The 16,673-nt window shown below is 71.9% G+C and carries 16 protein-coding genes and 1 tRNA gene; 4 read left to right on the forward strand and 13 right to left on the reverse strand.

Annotated elements, in window-relative coordinates; genetic code table 11:
• Positions 1 to 25: 25 nt before the first annotated feature.
• From ABGB21_RS08400 to argS, 3 genes are all read right to left on the reverse strand, one after another.
• Entirely contained in the window at positions 26 to 1,375 is a 1,350-nt protein-coding gene (locus ABGB21_RS08400) for a homoserine dehydrogenase (protein ID WP_347651117.1), read from the reverse strand.
• A complete protein-coding gene (gene lysA / locus ABGB21_RS08405) occupies positions 1,372 to 2,757 on the reverse strand; it encodes a diaminopimelate decarboxylase (protein ID WP_347651118.1) in 1,386 nt (461 codons plus the stop codon). The genes ABGB21_RS08400 and lysA overlap by 4 nt, the downstream gene beginning before the upstream one ends.
• Before the next feature lie 122 nt (positions 2,758 to 2,879).
• A complete protein-coding gene (gene argS, locus ABGB21_RS08410) occupies positions 2,880 to 4,541 on the reverse strand; it encodes an arginine--tRNA ligase (protein ID WP_347651119.1) in 1,662 nt (553 codons plus the stop codon).
• Positions 4,542 to 4,636: 95 nt separating this feature from the next.
• On the opposite strand from argS, the gene ABGB21_RS08415 reads away from it, so the two are divergent.
• The 4 genes from ABGB21_RS08415 (at position 4,637) to ABGB21_RS08430 (ending at position 7,418) form a co-directional block, all read left to right on the forward strand.
• On the forward strand, positions 4,637 to 5,536 hold the full coding sequence (locus tag ABGB21_RS08415) for a DUF3105 domain-containing protein (RefSeq protein WP_347651120.1): 900 nt from the start codon (positions 4,637 to 4,639) through the stop codon (positions 5,534 to 5,536).
• 5 nt (positions 5,537 to 5,541) lie between these two features.
• Positions 5,542 to 6,351 carry a DUF305 domain-containing protein gene (locus ABGB21_RS08420; protein ID WP_347651121.1) on the forward strand — a complete coding sequence of 270 codons (810 nt, stop codon included), beginning with the start codon at positions 5,542 to 5,544 and terminating at the stop codon, positions 6,349 to 6,351.
• A gap of 190 nt (positions 6,352 to 6,541) precedes the next feature.
• A complete protein-coding gene (locus ABGB21_RS08425) occupies positions 6,542 to 7,225 on the forward strand; it encodes a winged helix-turn-helix domain-containing protein (RefSeq protein WP_347651122.1) in 684 nt (227 codons plus the stop codon).
• A 118-nt stretch (positions 7,226 to 7,343) separates the two neighbouring features.
• A tRNA-Arg gene (locus tag ABGB21_RS08430) sits at positions 7,344 to 7,418 on the forward strand.
• 356 nt (positions 7,419 to 7,774) lie between these two features.
• On the opposite strand, the gene ABGB21_RS08435 is transcribed toward ABGB21_RS08430, so the two are convergent.
• The 10 genes from ABGB21_RS08435 to ABGB21_RS08480 form a co-directional block, all read right to left on the reverse strand.
• Positions 7,775 to 8,470 carry an NAD(P)H-binding protein gene (locus tag ABGB21_RS08435; RefSeq protein WP_347651123.1) on the reverse strand — a complete coding sequence of 232 codons (696 nt, stop codon included), beginning with the start codon at positions 8,468 to 8,470 and terminating at the stop codon, positions 7,775 to 7,777.
• A 172-nt stretch (positions 8,471 to 8,642) separates the two neighbouring features.
• Positions 8,643 to 9,683, reverse strand: coding sequence for a hypothetical protein (locus tag ABGB21_RS08440; RefSeq protein ID WP_347677211.1), 1,041 nt, complete (start codon positions 9,681 to 9,683; stop codon positions 8,643 to 8,645).
• A 26-nt stretch (positions 9,684 to 9,709) separates the two neighbouring features.
• The gene (locus ABGB21_RS08445) at positions 9,710 to 10,606 is read right to left on the reverse strand and encodes an RNA polymerase sigma-70 factor (protein ID WP_347651125.1); all 897 of its coding nucleotides are present in this window, start codon (positions 10,604 to 10,606) and stop codon (positions 9,710 to 9,712) included.
• 29 nt (positions 10,607 to 10,635) lie between these two features.
• The gene (locus ABGB21_RS08450; protein ID WP_347677213.1) at positions 10,636 to 11,808 is read right to left on the reverse strand and encodes an FAD-dependent oxidoreductase; all 1,173 of its coding nucleotides are present in this window, start codon (positions 11,806 to 11,808) and stop codon (positions 10,636 to 10,638) included.
• A gap of 196 nt (positions 11,809 to 12,004) precedes the next feature.
• On the reverse strand, positions 12,005 to 12,157 hold the full coding sequence (locus ABGB21_RS08455; protein WP_347651127.1) for a hypothetical protein: 153 nt from the start codon (positions 12,155 to 12,157) through the stop codon (positions 12,005 to 12,007).
• A 16-nt stretch (positions 12,158 to 12,173) separates the two neighbouring features.
• Positions 12,174 to 13,166 carry a branched-chain amino acid ABC transporter permease gene (locus tag ABGB21_RS08460; RefSeq protein ID WP_347651128.1) on the reverse strand — a complete coding sequence of 331 codons (993 nt, stop codon included), beginning with the start codon at positions 13,164 to 13,166 and terminating at the stop codon, positions 12,174 to 12,176.
• Complete coding sequence (locus ABGB21_RS08465) at positions 13,166 to 14,026, reverse strand: branched-chain amino acid ABC transporter permease (RefSeq protein WP_347677215.1); 861 nt, start codon at positions 14,024 to 14,026, stop codon at positions 13,166 to 13,168. The genes ABGB21_RS08460 and ABGB21_RS08465 overlap by 1 nt, the downstream gene beginning before the upstream one ends.
• Positions 14,023 to 14,676 (reverse strand): ABC transporter ATP-binding protein, encoded by a 654-nt coding sequence (locus ABGB21_RS08470; RefSeq protein WP_347651130.1) that lies wholly within the window; start codon positions 14,674 to 14,676, stop codon positions 14,023 to 14,025. The genes ABGB21_RS08465 and ABGB21_RS08470 overlap by 4 nt, the downstream gene beginning before the upstream one ends.
• Positions 14,673 to 15,446, reverse strand: a complete 774-nt coding sequence (locus ABGB21_RS08475; protein ID WP_347677217.1) for an ABC transporter ATP-binding protein — start codon at positions 15,444 to 15,446, stop codon at positions 14,673 to 14,675. The genes ABGB21_RS08470 and ABGB21_RS08475 overlap by 4 nt, the downstream gene beginning before the upstream one ends.
• Positions 15,443 to 16,633, reverse strand: a complete 1,191-nt coding sequence (locus tag ABGB21_RS08480) for an ABC transporter substrate-binding protein (protein ID WP_347651132.1) — start codon at positions 16,631 to 16,633, stop codon at positions 15,443 to 15,445. The genes ABGB21_RS08475 and ABGB21_RS08480 overlap by 4 nt, the downstream gene beginning before the upstream one ends.
• Between the last annotated feature and the right edge of the window lie 40 nt (positions 16,634 to 16,673).

The raw sequence follows: 16,673 nt of genomic DNA on the forward strand, positions 1-16,673 counted from the left end.
CACCTGGCGGGACGGCCGACCGGGGTCAGCCGCCCTCGCCCTCGACCCGCAGCACGCTGGCGATCGACCGGACGATCTCCAGTCGGCGCAGTTCGGCGACGGTCGCGGCGAGCGCCGCGTCCGGCGCGGCGTGGGTGACGATGACCAGGTCGGCGTCGCCGCCACGGGTCGCCGAGCCGGTCGGCCCACCGGCCGGTCCCGGTGGCACCGACGCCTGCCGTACGGTCGCGATCGACACGTCGTGCCGGGCGAAGACCCCGGCGACGGCGGCGAGCACACCGGGACGGTCGGCCACGTCGAGGCTGATGTGGTAGCGGGTGACCGCCTCCCCCATCGGCCGGATCGGCAGTGCCGCGTACGCCGACTCGCTGGCCGCGCGGACCCCGGCCAGGTGGTTGCGGGCGGCGGCGACCACGTCGCCGAGGACCGCGCTCGCGGTCGGCGCCCCGCCGGCGCCCCGGCCGTAGAACATCAGCTGTCCGGCGGCGGCGGCCTCGACGAAGACCGCGTTGAAGGCGTCGCCGACGCTGGCCAGCGGGTGGCCGACCGGGATCATCGCCGGGTGCACCCGGACGCTCACCGACTCGACGCCGGCCGAGTCCGGGCCCCGGGAGGCGATGCAGAGCAGTTTGATCGTGCAGCCCATCGCCTTGGCGCTGGCCATGTCGGCGGCGGTGACCTCGGTGATCCCCTCGCGGTGCACGTCGGCGGCGGTGACCCGGGTGTGGAAGGCGAGCGAGGCGAGGATCGCGGCCTTGGCGGCGGCGTCGAAGCCCTCCACGTCGGCGGTCGGGTCGGCCTCGGCGTAGCCGAGTTCGGTCGCCTCCTCCAGCGCCTCGGCGAAGCCGGCGCCGCTGGCGTCCATCGCGGAGAGGATGAAGTTGGTGGTGCCGTTGACGATCCCGGTGACCCGGGTGATCGTGTCGCCGTGCAGCGACTCCCGCAGCGGGCGCAGCAGCGGGATGGCGCCGGCCACCGCCGCCTCGTAGTAGAGGTCGACCCCACCCTCGGCGGCGGCGTCGTGCAGCGTGCCGCCGTCCTCGGCGAGCAGGGCCTTGTTGGCGGTGACCACGCTCTTGCCGGCCCGCATCGCCTCGACCAGCCAGCCCCGGGCCGGCTCGATCCCGCCGACCACCTCGATGACCAGGTCGACGTCGTCGCGCTTGATCAGGCCGAGCGCGTCGGTGGTGAACAGCGTCGGGTCGACCGGCAGCGGCCCTCGGTCCCGGCCCGCCCGGCGTACGGCGATGCCGGCCAGCTCCAGCGGGGCGCCGACCCGCGCGGTCAGGTCGTCGGCCTGCTCGTGCAGCAGGCGGACCACCTCGGCACCGACGGTCCCACAGCCGAGCAGGGCCAGGCGGACAGGCTTTGTCATCCCACATCCAATGCGAGCAGATCGTCTTCGGTCTCCCGCCGGACGATCAGCCGCGCCCGGCCGTCGCGGACCGCGACGACGGGTGGCCGGGGAACATGGTTGTAGTTGCTGGCCATGCTCCGGCAGTAGGCGCCCGTGCCGGGCACGGCGACAAGATCTCCGGGCTGCACGTCGGCGGGCAGGAATTCATCCTTCACCACCACATCCCCGGCCTCGCAATGCTTTCCCACCACCCGGGCGAGAATCGGCTCCGCCGCCGACGCCCGGGAGGCGACGGTCGCCGAGTACGACGCCCCGTACAGCGCGGTCCGGATGTTGTCGCTCATGCCGCCGTCGACGCTGACGTAGGTCCGGATCCCGTCCACGTCCTTGACCGTGCCGACCTCGTAGAGGGTGAAGATCGCCGGGCCGATGATCGCCCGGCCCGGCTCGATCGACAGCCGGGGTACGCCGAGCCGCTCGGCCTCGCACTCCCCCTCGACGATCTTGTGCAGCCGCTTCGCCAGCTCGTGCGGGGTCGACGGGTCGTCCTGGGTGGTGTACGCGATCCCGAAGCCGCCACCGAGGTCCAGTTCGGGCAGCTCGACGCCGCGCGCGTCCCGGATCTGCGCCTGCAGCGCGAGCACCCGCCGGGCGGCCACCTCGAAACCGCTGGTGTCGAAGATCTGCGAACCGATGTGCGAGTGCAGCCCGCGCAGCTCCAGCACGTCCTCGTCGAGGATCTTGAAAGCGGCGGTCGCCGCCGCGCCGCCGGCCAGCGAGAAGCCGAACTTCTGGTCCTCGTGCGCGGTGGCGATGAACTCGTGGGTGTGCGCCTCGACCCCGACGGTGACCCGGACCAGCACCCGGGGCCGCACACCCCGCTCCCGGGCCAGCGCGGTCAGCCGGTCGATCTCCTGGAACGAGTCGACGACGATCCGCCCGACCCCGGCGTCCACCGCCCGGGTCAGCTCCGCCACCGACTTGTTGTTGCCGTGGAAGCCGATCCGCTCCGGGGGCATCCCGGCGGCCAGCGCCACCGCCAGCTCACCGCCGGAGCAGACGTCCAGGTGCAGCCCCTCCTCGGCGATGATCCGGACGACCGCCCTGCAGATGAACGCCTTGCCGGCGTAGAAGATGTCCTCGTCCGGGAAGGCCGCCCGGAACTCCCGGCACCGGGCCCGCAGGTCGTCTTCGTCGAGGACGTACACCGGGGTGCCGTACTCGGCGGCCAGCTCACGGACGTCGAGGCCGGCGACGGTCAGCGCGCCCTCGGCGCCGCGCGCCACGGTCCGCGGCCACAGTCGCGGCACCAGCGCGTTGACGTCCTCCGGGGTACGCAGCCACGCCGGCCCCCGTACCCCGATCTCGCCGTGCAGTGCCCCGGCCTCGTGCGCGCGCATCAGCTCAGCCTTCCGTTCGCCGCCTGTGGGTCACATCTGTTCCGGTTCGCCGCTCGCATCTGGTCCGGCACGTCGCTCGCATCTGGTCCGGCACGTCGCTCACATCTGGTCCGGCGCGTCGCTCACATCTGGTCCGGCGCGGAGACACCGAGCAGCGCCAACCCGTTGGCCAGCACGATCCGGGTCGCGTCGACCAGCCACAACCGGGCCTGGGTCAGCTCCGGCGCCGGCGGGTTGGCGCCGAGCGGCAGCACCTTGCAGGCGTCGTTGAACCGGTGGTACGTACCGGCCAGCTCCTCAAGATAGCGGGCGATCCGGTGCGGCTCGCGCAGCTCGGCCGCGGTGGCCACCACCTCGGGGAACTCGCCGAGCGTCTTGAGCAGCTCGTTCTCCTTCTCGTGGCTGAGCAGCCCCGGGTCGAAGTCGGCACCCCGTACCACCCCCAGGTCGGCGCCCCGGCGCAGCAGGGACGCGATCCGGGCGTGCGCGTACTGGACGTAGTAGACCGGGTTGTCGTTCGAGTGCCGGGTGATCACCTCGATGTCGAGGGTCAGCGGCGAGTCGGTGGAGGAGCGGGCCAGCGAGTACCGGGCCGCGTCCACGCCGACCGCGTCGACCAGTTCGTCCAGGGTGATGATGTTGCCGGCCCGCTTGGAGAGCCGGACCGGCTGACCGTCGCGGACCAGGTTGACCAGCTGGCCGATCAGGATCTCGATGTTGAAGTCCGGGTCGTCACCGGCGCAGGCGGCGATCGCCCGCAGCCGGTTGACGTAGCCGTGGTGGTCGGCGCCGAGCAGGTAGACGCACTTGTCGAAGCCGCGCTCCCGCTTGTTGATGTAGTACGCCGAGTCGGCGGCGAAGTACGTCAGCTCGCCGTTGCTGCGGATCAGCACCCGGTCCTTGTCGTCGTCGAAGTCGGTGGTGCGCAGCCAGATCGCCCCGTCCGCGTCGTAGACGTGGCCCTGCTCGCGCAGCCGGCCCAGGGCGTGCTCGATCGCCCCGCTGCTGTGCAGGGTGCGCTCGGAGAACCAGACGTCGAAGTGCACGCCGAACCGCTCCAGGCTGGCCCGCATCTCGTCCAGCATCAGCTGGTAGCCCCGGTCCCGGAAGACCGGCAGCGCCTCCCCGGCCGGCTGGCCGGCCAGGTCGGGCTGCTCGCGGACGATCCGCTCGGCGATCTCGGCGACGTACTCGCCGCCGTAGCCGTCCTCCGGGGTCGGCTCGCCGTTGGCGGCCGCGTACAGCGACTGCCCGAAGCGGTCGATCTGGGCGCCGGCGTCGTTGATGTAGTGCTCGCTGGTGACCTCGGCGCCGGCCGCGGTGAGGATCCGGCGCAGCGAGTCGCCGACCGCCGCCCACCGGGTGTGCCCGAGGTGGATCGGGCCGGTCGGGTTCGCCGAGACGAACTCCAGGTTCACCTTCTGGCCGGTGAGCCGGTCGCTGCGCCCGTACGCCCCGCCGGCCTCGACCACCTCGCGGGCGAGTTGCCCGGCGGCGGCCGGGTCGAGCCGGAGGTTGAGGAAGCCGGGGCCGGCGATCTCGACCGACTTGATCCCCGGAGTCCGGGCCAGCTCCTCGGCGAGCGCGGCGGCGAGGTCCCGGGGCGGGACGCCGACCTTCTTGCTCAGCTGCAGGGCGATGGTCGAGGCGTAGTCGCCGTGCTCGGGGTTGCGGGGTCGCTCCAGCGTCACCGACTCCGGCAGCATGGTGTGATCCAGGCCACGCCGGGTGAAGACGGCGTGGGCGGCGGCGAGAACGGCCTCGGCGAGGTTGGCGGGAGTCACCGAAACATGTTACCGGGGGTAGACTCGGTCCCTCGGTGGCGACCCTGCAGGTGTGCCAGCCGCCATCCCCTGACCGACCGACCTGACGAGGGACCATGAGCATCAGCACCTCGGGTGGCGAACAGCGCCGCCCGTCCGTGGTCAGCACCGGAAAGAAGGCGCCGGCCGGCGGCAAGCCCTCCGAGGGCAAGGCGGCCGGGACCAAGACCGCGACCAGCACGGCGAAGGGCGCCTCCGCCGGGCGGGTGCCGGCCGGCCGTACCGGCAGCGGCAAGAAGCCGCCGCGTCGCCCGGTCGCCCCGGTCAAGGTCAGCGGCGGTCGCTCATGGCCGAACATCGCCATCTTCGTCGCGGTCGGCGTGATCGCCGCCAGCATCATCGGGTACGGCGCGTACGCGGTGATCCAGAACGGCAAGAGCTGGGAGGACAAGGCGGAGGCGATCAGCGGCATCGTCAACTACCGGAAGAGCGACCCGTCGGTGGTCGACCCGCTGCCGGGCAAGCAGTCGCACGAGCCGGGCCCGCAGACTTACAAGATCAACCCGCCGGTCGGCAGCACCCACAACAACGCCTGGCAGAACTGCATGGGCGACGTCTACGACGCGCCGATCGCGAACGAGCACGCGGTGCACAGCCTGGAGCACGGCGCGGTCTGGATCACCTACAACCCGAGCCTGCCGGCCGAGCAGGTGGAGCAGCTCGCCGGCAAGGTCCGGAACAACGAGTTCATGCTGATGAGCCCGGTCGAGGGCCTCGACAAGCCGATCTCGCTGCAGGCCTGGGGCTACCAGCTCAAGGTCGACAGCGCCGACGACGGCCGGATCGACGAGTTCATCACCGCCCTGCGGCAGAACGCCAGCATGGAGCCGGGTGCGCCCTGCTCCAGCGGAATCACCGCCACCGGCACCACGCCGCGAGACAACGTCCCCGGCGACCAGCCGATGCCGCCGGGCGGCGCCCCCGGTGACCAGCCGGTGCCGCCGCCGGGGAGCTGACCACCATGACCAGCAGGTCGGAGACGGTGACCGCGGGCCCGGCGGAGTTGACGACGTCGGCCGGGCCGGCGGAATCGACCGCGTCCGGCCCGGCAGGATCGACCGCGACCGGCCCGGACGTGACCGGGACCGGTGAGCCGTCGGTCGGCGAGCCGGGCACCGGCGGGCCGTCGGTCGGCGGCCCCGGTGGCGGCGACGTGGCGGACGGTCCGGGGCGGCGTGGACCGGGCACCGGCCTGCTGGCGCTCGGCGTCGTACTGGGGCTGGTGCTCGGACTGGCCGCCGGCCTGCTCGCACCGAACCTGTTCAAGCCCGGTGACGACTCCGCCGAGGCCGGCTTCGCCCGGGACATGTCGACGCACCACGCCCAGGCGGTCGAGATGTCGATCCTCGCCCACGAGAGGGCCACCGACCCGGACGTCCGGACCCTGGCCGCCGACATCGCCCTCACCCAGCAGGCGCAGATCGGCACCATGCAGACCTGGTTGAAGACCTGGGGTCTGAACCCGACCGGCAGCCAGCCGAGGATGGCCTGGATGCCGGAGGGTACGGCGATGGTCCGCAACGGGTTGATGCCCGGGATGGCCACCGACCAGCAGCGGACCGAGCTGCGTGCGGCCACCGGCCGTGACTTCGACGTCCTCTTCCTGAAGCTGATGCTCGACCACCACATCGGCGGCATCCACATGGCCGAGGCGGTCACCGAGGCCAGCGACGACGACCAGGTGACCGCACTGGCCCAGTCGATGATCAACGGCCAGCAGAAGGAGATCCAGTTGATCCAGTCGCTGCTCGGCAAGCTCGGGGCCCGGTAGCGGCCCAGATCACCAGCACCGTCACCACGGCGGCCGTCCTGCGGGGCGGCCGCCGTTTTGATGATCACCGCCCGTCTCGCGCCCTGCCGACGGTACGTCCGCTTAAGGGTGGCTTGTAGGACTTGCCCAGTTTGACGAGTTTTCTCCGTACATAACGTGACGGGTCCGATCTGCCTTCGTTGTCCTAGACATGACGGTTGCTCTCCGGGACGGACGTCGGTCGGCCACCAGTTGGTGCCGTCGACACACCATCGGCGGCGACGGCGCGGTGGCGGCCGCCCGTCGCGGACAGCGGTCGGGCGAGGCCACCGGGGGCCTCAGCCGCGACCAGGAACTGGAACTGATCGAAACGCTGCGCGGCAGCTACCCCGACCAGCACGGCCTCGACGACGAGCTCTGGAGCCGGCAGAGCGTCGCCGCCCTCGCCCAGCGGCAGTACGGTCTCTCCGCCGACGACGCCGAGATGAGCGGCTACCTGCGCGCCTGGGGCCTCGGCCCGCGCCAGCCGACCGACCGGGCCTGCGGCCTCTGCGTCGAGTCGGTGGCCAGCTGGGTCGAGCAGGAGTACCCGGCGATCCTCCGGTCGGCCCTGGAACACCGGGCCGAGGTCTGGTGGATCGGGCGTACCCGGCTGCACGGCGTGGTGCCGGCCGCCGACGTTCTCTCCGCGCTCTCGGCCCGGGGCCGGGTACGGTTCCTGATCGCCACCCCGAACGTCGACCCGCCGCTGCCCCGGGACTTCCTGCTCCGGCTCAGCGGCAGCGAGAACCGGGCCCTGCACGTGGTGGTCGACGGGTCCTGGACCCGTACCGAGTGGCCGCGCCGACTGCCGCCGCACATCGTCGCGCACCCGCTGCCGAGCTGCGGCCGGTGACGTGACCCGGGCTGGTGGCACGCGGTTCGACGAGGGCGGTTGTGGCGGCGCCGGACGCCACGACGGATACCGATTCGGCGTCCGCCGCCCTCGTTTGCTACTCTTCTCCAGTCGCTGAGCCCCCGTAGCTCAGGGGATAGAGCACCGCCCTCCGGAGGCGGGGGCGCAGGTTCGAATCCTGCCGGGGGCACCAACAGCTAGCAGCACAGATACGCCCCTGACCAGGCGCAACCCGGTCAGGGGCGTTCTTCGTCTGTCCGGCCGTGTCCGATGATCCACGGCCGTCGGCAGCCAGTCACGGCACATACGCGGCCAGGTTTCTCGCAGCCTGCCGAGCACCTGGAACGGCATGATCCAAGTCTGCGGCACTCCCCCGTTGAGCCACGTCGACACCGCCGCGTGCCTCAGGTCAGCCACAAGGCGTCCGGGCCAGAGTGGCCGCGAGGTTGGCGAAGCCAGCCTTGTGGGTCACGTCCAACTCCGGCGGCGCACCGCGTCGCCATAGGCGGCGACCGGCGTGTGAAGGCTTCCGGTACTCCGGGCGGTCGCTCAGCGCTTGGCGAGTGCTTCGCGGCGGATCCACTGGAGCAGGGTGGGGTTGTCGACGGTGGTGATGACGCCGACGGTGGTGCGGAGGTAGCGGTCGTCGTCCAGCAAGGCCAACATGCACGCGGCCAGATCCGTGCGGGCGGTGAACCTGCCGTCGGCATGGCCTTCCACGAGGGTGTAGTCGGTGGGCGACGGCAGGTGGTAGAGGCCGCTCGGGCGCACGATCGTCCAGTCCAGATCGCTGGCGCGGACCAGCGTTTCCATCCGCCGCATGTCGTCGTACAGCGTTTTCCCCAGCACCCGCGTCACGTACGGCAGTAGTACCCGGTTGAACAGGAACCCGCCATCGGAGTACGGGTGCGGAGCGACCCCGCTTGAGCTGACCACGACGAGGCGACGTACCCGATGCCGACCCATCGCGGCGACAATATTCGTCACACCACGTGAGTAGGTGCTGATCGGGCTCTTCCCAGCGGGCACTCCGAGCGTCGACAGCACCGCATCCCGCTGCGCCACGGCGGCGTCGACGGCCACCGGATCGAGCACATCGGCACCGACCACCTCGAGGCGATCATGGTGCAGCGGAAACGCGTCCGGCTGCCGGGTGACCGCGACGACCTGATGCCCGGCGGCGAGTGCCTGGCCGGTCAGCAGGCGGCCGGTGGGACCGTTGGCGCCGAAGATTGTGATACGCATGATGACTGTTCTCCTGTGGCGTCTGTTTCTTGATCAGAAGCTGGAGACGTTGTCCGGTAAGCGGTGCCGCTCCTCGTTCGCCGAAGTGGCCGTGGCGCTGGCGAACTCGATACCGCAAGTAGCGGGTGTCCAGCGGGGTGAGGGTTTCCAGGACCACCAGCAGCGCCGCGCCTCATACGGTCGCCTGTGCGGGCTGCCCGGTGGTGGTCACTCGGTCGGCGGCCGGGCGCCGCCGAAGCATGCCGCCGGCGAGACACAACAGTATGCCGAGCGTTAGCCACGTGGCGAGGACGATGACCGAATGGGTGGCACCGTGGCCGTCGAAGAACGCGGTGGACCGCAGCAGCCCGCCACTCGCACCGGGCGGTAGCAGTTGGCCGAGCGTGCCGGACCAGCCGGGCAGCATTTCGGGCGCGGTCGCGGTGCCCGACAGGGGGTTGCCGAGGAGCATCATGATGGCCGCACCCAGGCCGAGCCCGGCGGATCCGAGCAGGGCCTCCAGCCCGAGGATACTCAGGGAGGTGGCCGCGATGGTCAGGGCGACCGCGCCGGTGTTCGCCCAGTAGGAGCCGGTCAGGGAGCCGAGCCAGAACTGCAGAATGCCCCCCACGGCGAGACCGCCGGTGACGGCGAAGGCGAGCGCTCCGACGACCCGGCGGGTGGCGCCGAGGACGAGTCTCGTCAGCAGAAACGCGGCGAGCAGACCGCCCATGACCAAGGGTAGGGCCGCGGCGGCCAGCCCGGCGCCACGCGGGTCGTCGGCCGGCAACGGGACAAGGTCGCGGACGCCGGACGGCGAACTGACGCCCTGGGACTGCGCCTGGCTGAGCGCGGTGGCGATGCCGTTGAGGGTCTGGGCGACGGCTGCGCTGCCTGCCGAGGCGAGGATGACCTGCGGTGCGCCGGAGCTTACGTCGATCGCCCCGTAGACATCGCGGTTGCGGATCAACTGTTCGGCGGTGGCGGTGTCGGCGACTTCGGTGATGTCGAAGGCGTCGGGAAGGCGTTCGTCGAGGGCGACGCTGAGCTGTCTGACCGCGGGTGCCGGCCCGGCGACGGCGATTGGCACGTCGTGCATCGACGATCGCACCGAGGGCCAGGCGAAGGCGGTCAGGAGCACGCTGACGACCGCCGTGAGCAGGGCGACGGCCCGGGCCACCGCCGTCCAGGGCGACGGTGATGCATCGGTTACGGGCTGGGCCTGAACGGCCATGTCGTGTTCTCCAAGATAGTCGGTGTTCACCGCAGGGTGAGTGGGGTTGCGGACTCGACACGGGTGAGCTTTTCCGGGTTGCGGACGTAGTAGAGGCCGGTGATGCGGGCGTCCTCGACGCGGACGGCGAGGACGCCGTCGAGCTGGCCGTCCAGGCGCAACACCAGTGACGGGTTGCCGTTGACCACGGAGGGTTCGGCGGTGAGGATGCTGTCCACCTTGCCGATGCCGGCGACAAACATGCGGGCCACCTTGTCGGCACCGGTCACCGGCCGCAGCGCGGCCTGTTTGATACCGCCGCCGTCGGCCACCAGGACCACGTCTGGGGCGAGCACGTGGAGGAGGCCTTGCAGGTCACCGGTTTCGATCGCGTGCCGCAGCGAGTCCAGCGCCGCCCGGGTCAGGCTCGCCGGGACCACCTGGCGCGGGCGGCGGGCGTCGACGTGCTGGCGGGCGCGGTAGGCGATCTGGCGGACCGCCGAGGGGGTCTTGTCGAGGGCTGCCGCGATCTCGTCGTAGCTGACGTCGAAGGCCTCGTGAAGGACGAAGACGGCGCGTTCGGTCGGCGTCAGCGTTTCGAGGACGAGCATGAGCGCCATCGACATGTTCTCCGCAAGCTCGACGTCGTCGGCCACGTCCGGCGCGGTGAGCAGCGGCTCCGGCAGCCAGGAGCCGACGTACGCCTCCCTGCGACGCCGCATGGTACGCAGCCGGTTGAGCGCCTGTCGGGTGGTGATCCGGACCAGGTAGGCCCGCTCGTCGCTGACCCGCGCCAGGTCCACTTTGACCCAGCGCAGCCAGGTCTCCTGGAGGACGTCCTCGGCGTCGGCCGCCGATCCGAGCATCTCGTAGGCGACGGTGAACAGCAGGTTCCGGTGGGCCACAAAGGTTTCGGTGGCGGGGTCGGCGGGGGGTGTGTCCACTGCAGGACCTTCCATTCCGACGGGTCAGGTCAGCGGGCGGCGCGCGCCTGGAGCCGCTGACGACGGGTGTCGTCGCGGAACTTCCAGGTGTAGGAGCCGGGCTTGTGCGCCTCGTGCGCCAGGTGCTCGACCAGGCCCGGGAAGCTGCCGCTCTTGATCTTCGCGCCGAGGAAGCCGCCGATCGCGAAGCCTTTGGCGAGGTCGTTCCTCGAGGCGATCTGTACGGTGGCGGCGCCGTGGCCCAGGCTGACGCACTGCCCGAAGAAGCCGATGGCGATGGTCGCCGGTTGCCTGCCCGCGATCCGGGCGAGCACGGTGTCGGCCGCATGTGCGCCGAGGGGATTGGCGGCCTGACAGCTCATTCGCAGCGGCAGATTCGACGGTGCCGCCGAGTCGCCAGCGGCGACGATGTGGTCGTGGTCGATGCTGGTGAGCGTCTCGTCGGTCAGGAGGCGTCCGGCCACGTCGGTCGTGAGCCCGCTGCGGGCGGCCAGGTCGGGAATGCTGAACCCGGCCGTCCAGATGGTCACCGTGCTGGGCAGCTCCCGGCCGTCCGCCAGTAGGACGGCGTCTCGGCTCACCGCGGTAACCTTCGCACCAGGACCGTCGATGACGGTCACCCCGAGCTTGGCCAGCCGCTTGGCGAACCTGCGGCGAACCCGGGGGTGCAGGTACGGGTGGAGCACCCTGCCACACACGAGCGTCACGGCGCGGGCCTCGGCCGCCAGTTCGGTGGCGACCTCGATGCCTGTCGCGCCGGCTCCGACCACCGTCACCACGTCCGTCGTGGGCGTGGTCTCGAGCACTGCCCGCAGCCGCTGCGCCTCCTCCAGGCTGGCCATGTTGTGGGCGTACTCGGCGGCCCCAGGCACACCCGGGTCGGCGCTGCCGCTGCCCACCGCGTAGACGAGGTAGTCGTAACCAACCGTGCCACCGCTCGCCAACAAAACGGTGCGCTCGGCCGCGTCGATCCGGCTGGCGGTGTCGACCATCAGCCGGACGCGGTCGGCCAGGACGTCGCGGTAGCCGACGACCGCGTCGCCGGTTCCGCCGACGAGCTGGTGCAGGCGGATGCGGTGAACGAAGTCCGGCCGCGGGTTGATCAGGGTCACGGTCACGTCGTCGCGTTGGGTGAGGCGGTTGGCCGCCATGACACCGGCGTATCCGCCGCCGACCACGACCACACTGATGTTCTCCGTCATCGTGTCTCCCTCGTGTTTCGGTGTTCGGCCACAGGACACCGCCTGAGGGGCTGGCATAACAGCGCGTGAGCCGGGTCACTCGTCCCGGCCAACGGCCGGCGTTCGACAAGCGGCGGGCCGATAGGCAACCAAGCGCCGTGGTAGCCGAGGCTGACAACCAGCGCGGGTGCCACGCCTGGCCGCGGTCGGCGTCGGGTCACCACCAGGTGCTGAGCGGCGTGTCCGGTTCGTGTCGCCGCCAGGCTGCGGTGAGACGGGCGAGGCGGGTGGGGGCGGCGAGGAACTCCTCGACGATCCTGCGGGCGGACGCCGGGTCGACTGCGCCGGCGCGGCAGCGGGCAGCGGTCATGCGGCGCCGGGCATGCTCACGGCTCCGGGGCGACCGGCTCCGTCGGCCGGGTACGGAACCGGAACCGGGTCAGGCGGTCCCGGGCGGCGGGGACGATGCCGTGCGGCAGGAAGAGCACCACCAGGACGAGCAGCAGCCCGTACACCGCGTACGACAGCACGCTGGGCGCGTAGCTGGGCATGCCGGGCTGGGTGCCCAGGGTGTTGAGCAGCTGGACGAGCAGGACGATGGCGGTCGCCCCGACCAGGGCCCCCCACAGGGTGCCGAGACCGCCGACGACGGCCATCACGACGTACTCGATGGAGAGCAGGACCGGAAACGAGCCCGGCGCGAGATAGCCGAGATAGAAGGCGTAGATGCCGCCGGCGAGGCCGGCGCAGGCGGCGGCCAGCGCGAAGACGGTGAGCCGGTAGCGGCCGACCGGGACGCCGCTGGCGGCCGACGCGGTCTCGCTGGTCGCCAGGGCGCGCAGCGCCCGGCCGGGTCGGGAGGCGACGACGTTGCGGGCCACCAGCAGGGTGAGCGCGACCGCCGCCCAGACCAGGTACGCGTACGAGAGATCGTCGGCGAACTCGTAGCCGCCGACCGACAGCCGGGGAATGCCCTGCAGGCCGATCGCGCCGCCGGCCCACTCCGCCTGGCTGAGCAGCGACAGCAGGATCAGCTGCATGGCGAGGGTGGCGAAGGCCAGGTGGTGGCCGCGCAGTCGCAGCAGCGGCACCCCGACCACTGTGGCGAACGCGGCGGAGACCAGCGGCGCGGCGAGCAGCCCGAGCAGCGGCGGCAGGCTGTGCACGCTGAGCAGGCCGGCGGTGTAACCGCCGATGGCGTAGAACGACGCCTGCCCGAGCGAGACCTGCCCGGCGTACCCCATCAGCAGGGACAGTCCGACGGTGACCATCGCGGCGAGGCCGAGCAGGATGTACATGGCCAGGTGGCTGGCCGAGAGCAGCGGCGGCAGGGCGAGGGTCAGCGCGGCCACCGCCGCCACCGGTGCCCACCGGGTCATCAGGCCACCTCCCGCTGGGCGGCCGGCTGGCGGGCGGCCTGCCAGATCATCGCGGCCAGCATCAGCACGAGGGCGACCTCCAACTGGTACGCGGCGTTGCCGTAGCCGGCGACGAGTGCCTGTGCGACGCCGAGCAGCAGTCCACCGGCGAGGGTGAGTGCCGGCCGGACCAGTCCGCCGAGGATCGCGGCGGCGAAGCCGCCGACGATGAGGGTGACGTCGTAGTCGAAGGTGACCAGCTGGATCGGGGTGACCAGCACCCCGGCGAGGCCGCCGAGCGCACCGCCGACGGCGAAGGAGAGCAGGCCCATCCGGGTGACGTTGATCCCGACCACCTTCGCGGCGTACGGGTTGGACGCGCAGGCCGACAGCGCTCGGCCGACGTCGGTACGGGCGAACAGGATCGCCAGGGTCACGAAGACGGCCACCGTCGCGCCGATGATCAGCAGGTAGTGGGCCTGGAACCGGGCGCCGGCCAGCTCCACGGCGCCGGGCACACCGGCGAACGAGCGGGGCTGGTCGCCCCAGATCAGCACCTCGACCGCGTACGCGGCGACGGCGAGTCCGAGCGTGATGATGAGCGAGGCGCCGGGCGGGGTACCCGGTTTCCCGATCGCGACCAGGCCGACCAGCAGTCCGGCACCGGCGCCGACCGCCACGGCGAGCAGTTCCGCCACCCCGTGCGGCAGCCCGGTGGCGAGCAGGGTCGAGGTGGTCAGGGCGGCGAGCACCGCGAAGCTGCCCTGGGCGAAGTTGACCACCCGGGTGACCCGGTGGATGACCACCATTCCGCTGCCGACCAGGGCGAAGGCGCAGCCGCCGCCGAGTCCGGTAATCAGGTACTGGAGGAGGTCGCTCACCGGGCCGCCCCCAGGTAGGCGTCGGCGACCCGGGGGTCGGCGGCGAGGTCGGCGGCGGTGCCGGTGGCGACGACCCGACCGGCTTCGAGCACGTACCCACGGCCGCAGAGGTCGAGGGCGAGCCGGGCGTTCTGTTCGACGAGCAGGACGGCGAGGCCGTCGGTGTTGAGTTCGCGCAGGTGCCGGGCCAGGTCGGCGACGACCAGCGGGGCGAGGCCGAGGGAGAGTTCGTCGACGACGAGCACCTCCGGGCGGGCCATCAGCGCCCGGCCTACCGCGACCATCTGCTGTTCGCCGCCGGAGAGTGAGCCGGCGCGGCGGCGACGCAGCGGGTCGAGGCGGGGCAGGATGTCGTAGACCGGCGCGGTGGTCCGGTTGCGGATCGCCCAGCCGCCGAGCCGGAGGTTGTCGTCGACGGTCAGGTCGGGAAACATCTGGCGCCCCTCCGGCACGTACCCGAGTCGGCCCCGGACCGCGACGGTGCCGGCGGCCGGGCGGAGGATCCCGGCCAGGGTGTCGGCCAGGGTGGACTTGCCGGCGCCGTTCGGGCCGATCAGGGCGACCATCTCGCCGGCCGCCACGGTGAGGTCGACCCGGTCGAGCGCGACCGCGGCCCCGTGCCGGACGGTGAGCTCGCGGACCTCGATCACCTGCTCACCTCCGCACCGAGGTACGCGGCCACCACGGCCGGGTCGGCGCGGACCTCGGCCGGGGTGCCTTCGGCGATCACCCGGCCGAGGTCCAGCACCGTGACCCGGTCGGCGAGCCGGGTCACGAAGGCCACGTCGTGCTCAATCTTGATCATGGTCAGGCCGTCGGCCTTCAGCTCCTCGATGAGCTGCGCGAGCGCCTCCCGCTCGGCGGCCCGCAGGCCGGCCGCCGGCTCGTCGAGCAGCAGCAGCCGGGGCCGGCCGCACAGGGCCCGGGCCACCTGGAGGGCCCGCTGCTGACCCAGCGGCAGGGACTCGGCCGGCTGGTCCGCCCAGTCGGCCAACCCGACCCGGTCCAGTGCCGTCCGGGCCTGCCGCCGGATCTCCCGTTCCTCCCGGTGGTGCCGGGGCAGCCGCAGCGCCGCGCCGAGGAAGCCGCCCCGGGTGGTGGCGTGCCCACCCACCATCACGTTCTCCAGCGCGGTCATGCCCCGGAAGACCCGGGCCCCCTGGAAGACGATCGCGATGCCCCGGGTCGCCCGGCGGTGCGGCGGCAGCCGGTCGATCCGCTCCCCCGCGTACGTGATCGTGCCGGCCTGGCTCGCCAACTGCCCACCGATCAGGCCGAACAACGTGGACTTGCCGGCGCCGTTCGGCCCGATCACTCCGCGCAGTTCCCCGGGGGCGACGTCGAGGTGGACGTCGCGTACGGCGTAGACGCCGCCGAAGGACCGGGCGACGCCGGCCACCCGCAGCAGCGGCTCGGTCACCGGCCCGCCACCGTGGCCAACTGCTCCCGCGCCCACTCGGTGGGTAAAAACCCCCCGCCCTTCACCACGTTGATCGAGATGTAGTCGGCCCTGAGGCCGGCGTGGTCGGTGGCGCTGTAGGCGTAGCTGCCGTTCGGGGTGGTCAGGGTCAGCCCCTCCAGCGCGGCCCGGACCTTCTCCCGATCGGTGCTGCCGGCCTTTTCGATCGCGGCGACCAGCAGCTTCACCCCGGTGTAGCCGTCCTGGGCGAACTGCGGCGGTGCGTAGCCGTGTTTGCTCTGGAACGGGCCGGCCAGTTCGTCGATCGCCCGCTTCTGGGCACCATCGGGCAGCTCGGCACCGACCACCCCGATCGAGCTGGCCACCAGCGCCCCCTCGGCGGCGGCGCCGACCGGCTCCAGCCACAGCTTGCTGGCCTGCGCCCCGGTGAAGACGACGGGCAGGTCCAGGCCCGCGGTGGCGTACTGCTTGGCCAGGGCGACGCCGGGCGGGCCGGTCGCCCAGACCACGAGGGCCTGCGCACCTGAGGACCGCACCTGGTTGAAGACCGCGGAGAACTCGGTCGTGGTGGTCTGGAACTCCGGGGTGGCGGTCAGCGTGATGCCGTACGTGGCGGCCTTCTCCCTGGTTCCGTCGAAGCCGGCCCGGGCGTACGAGCTCTTGCCGTCGTACGCGACCGCGACCCGGCTGATCCGCTCCGCCTTCAGGTACTGCAGGATCCGGTCCGCGTACGTGGCGGAGGTGGCCGGCACGACGAAGACGTACGGGCGGACCGGGTCGACCTGCTCGTCGGCCGGGGTCAACGAGATGTACGGAATCTTCTCCCGCTCGACCAGTGGGATGGTCGCCAGCGCGGAGTTGGAGAACGGCGAGCCGATCACCGCGACCGCGTCCCGGCCCCGGAGGTCGTTGAAGGCCAGCACCGACTGGTCGGGCTGGCTCTTGTCGTCCCGGACAACGAGTTCGATCTGCCGACCGAGCACCCCGCCGGCCGTGTTGACCTGCTCGACGGCGAGCGCGACGGACTTCTCGTTCTCGGTGCCGAGCGGGGCGTAGTTGCCGGTCAGCGACACGATCTGGCCGACCCTGATCGGTCCCGCGCCGGTCCCGGCGGGTGAGTCGTCGGCGCAGGCGGCCGTGGCGAGGACCACGGCGAGCGCGGCGACGGGTACGGCGGTACGTCGCACGGGGTGCCTCCCACCACGAGGGGGACGGGTGTGTTACCAG

This window comes from Plantactinospora sp. B24E8 (assembly GCF_039871735.1).
Lineage (GTDB): Bacteria > Actinomycetota > Actinomycetes > Mycobacteriales > Micromonosporaceae > Plantactinospora.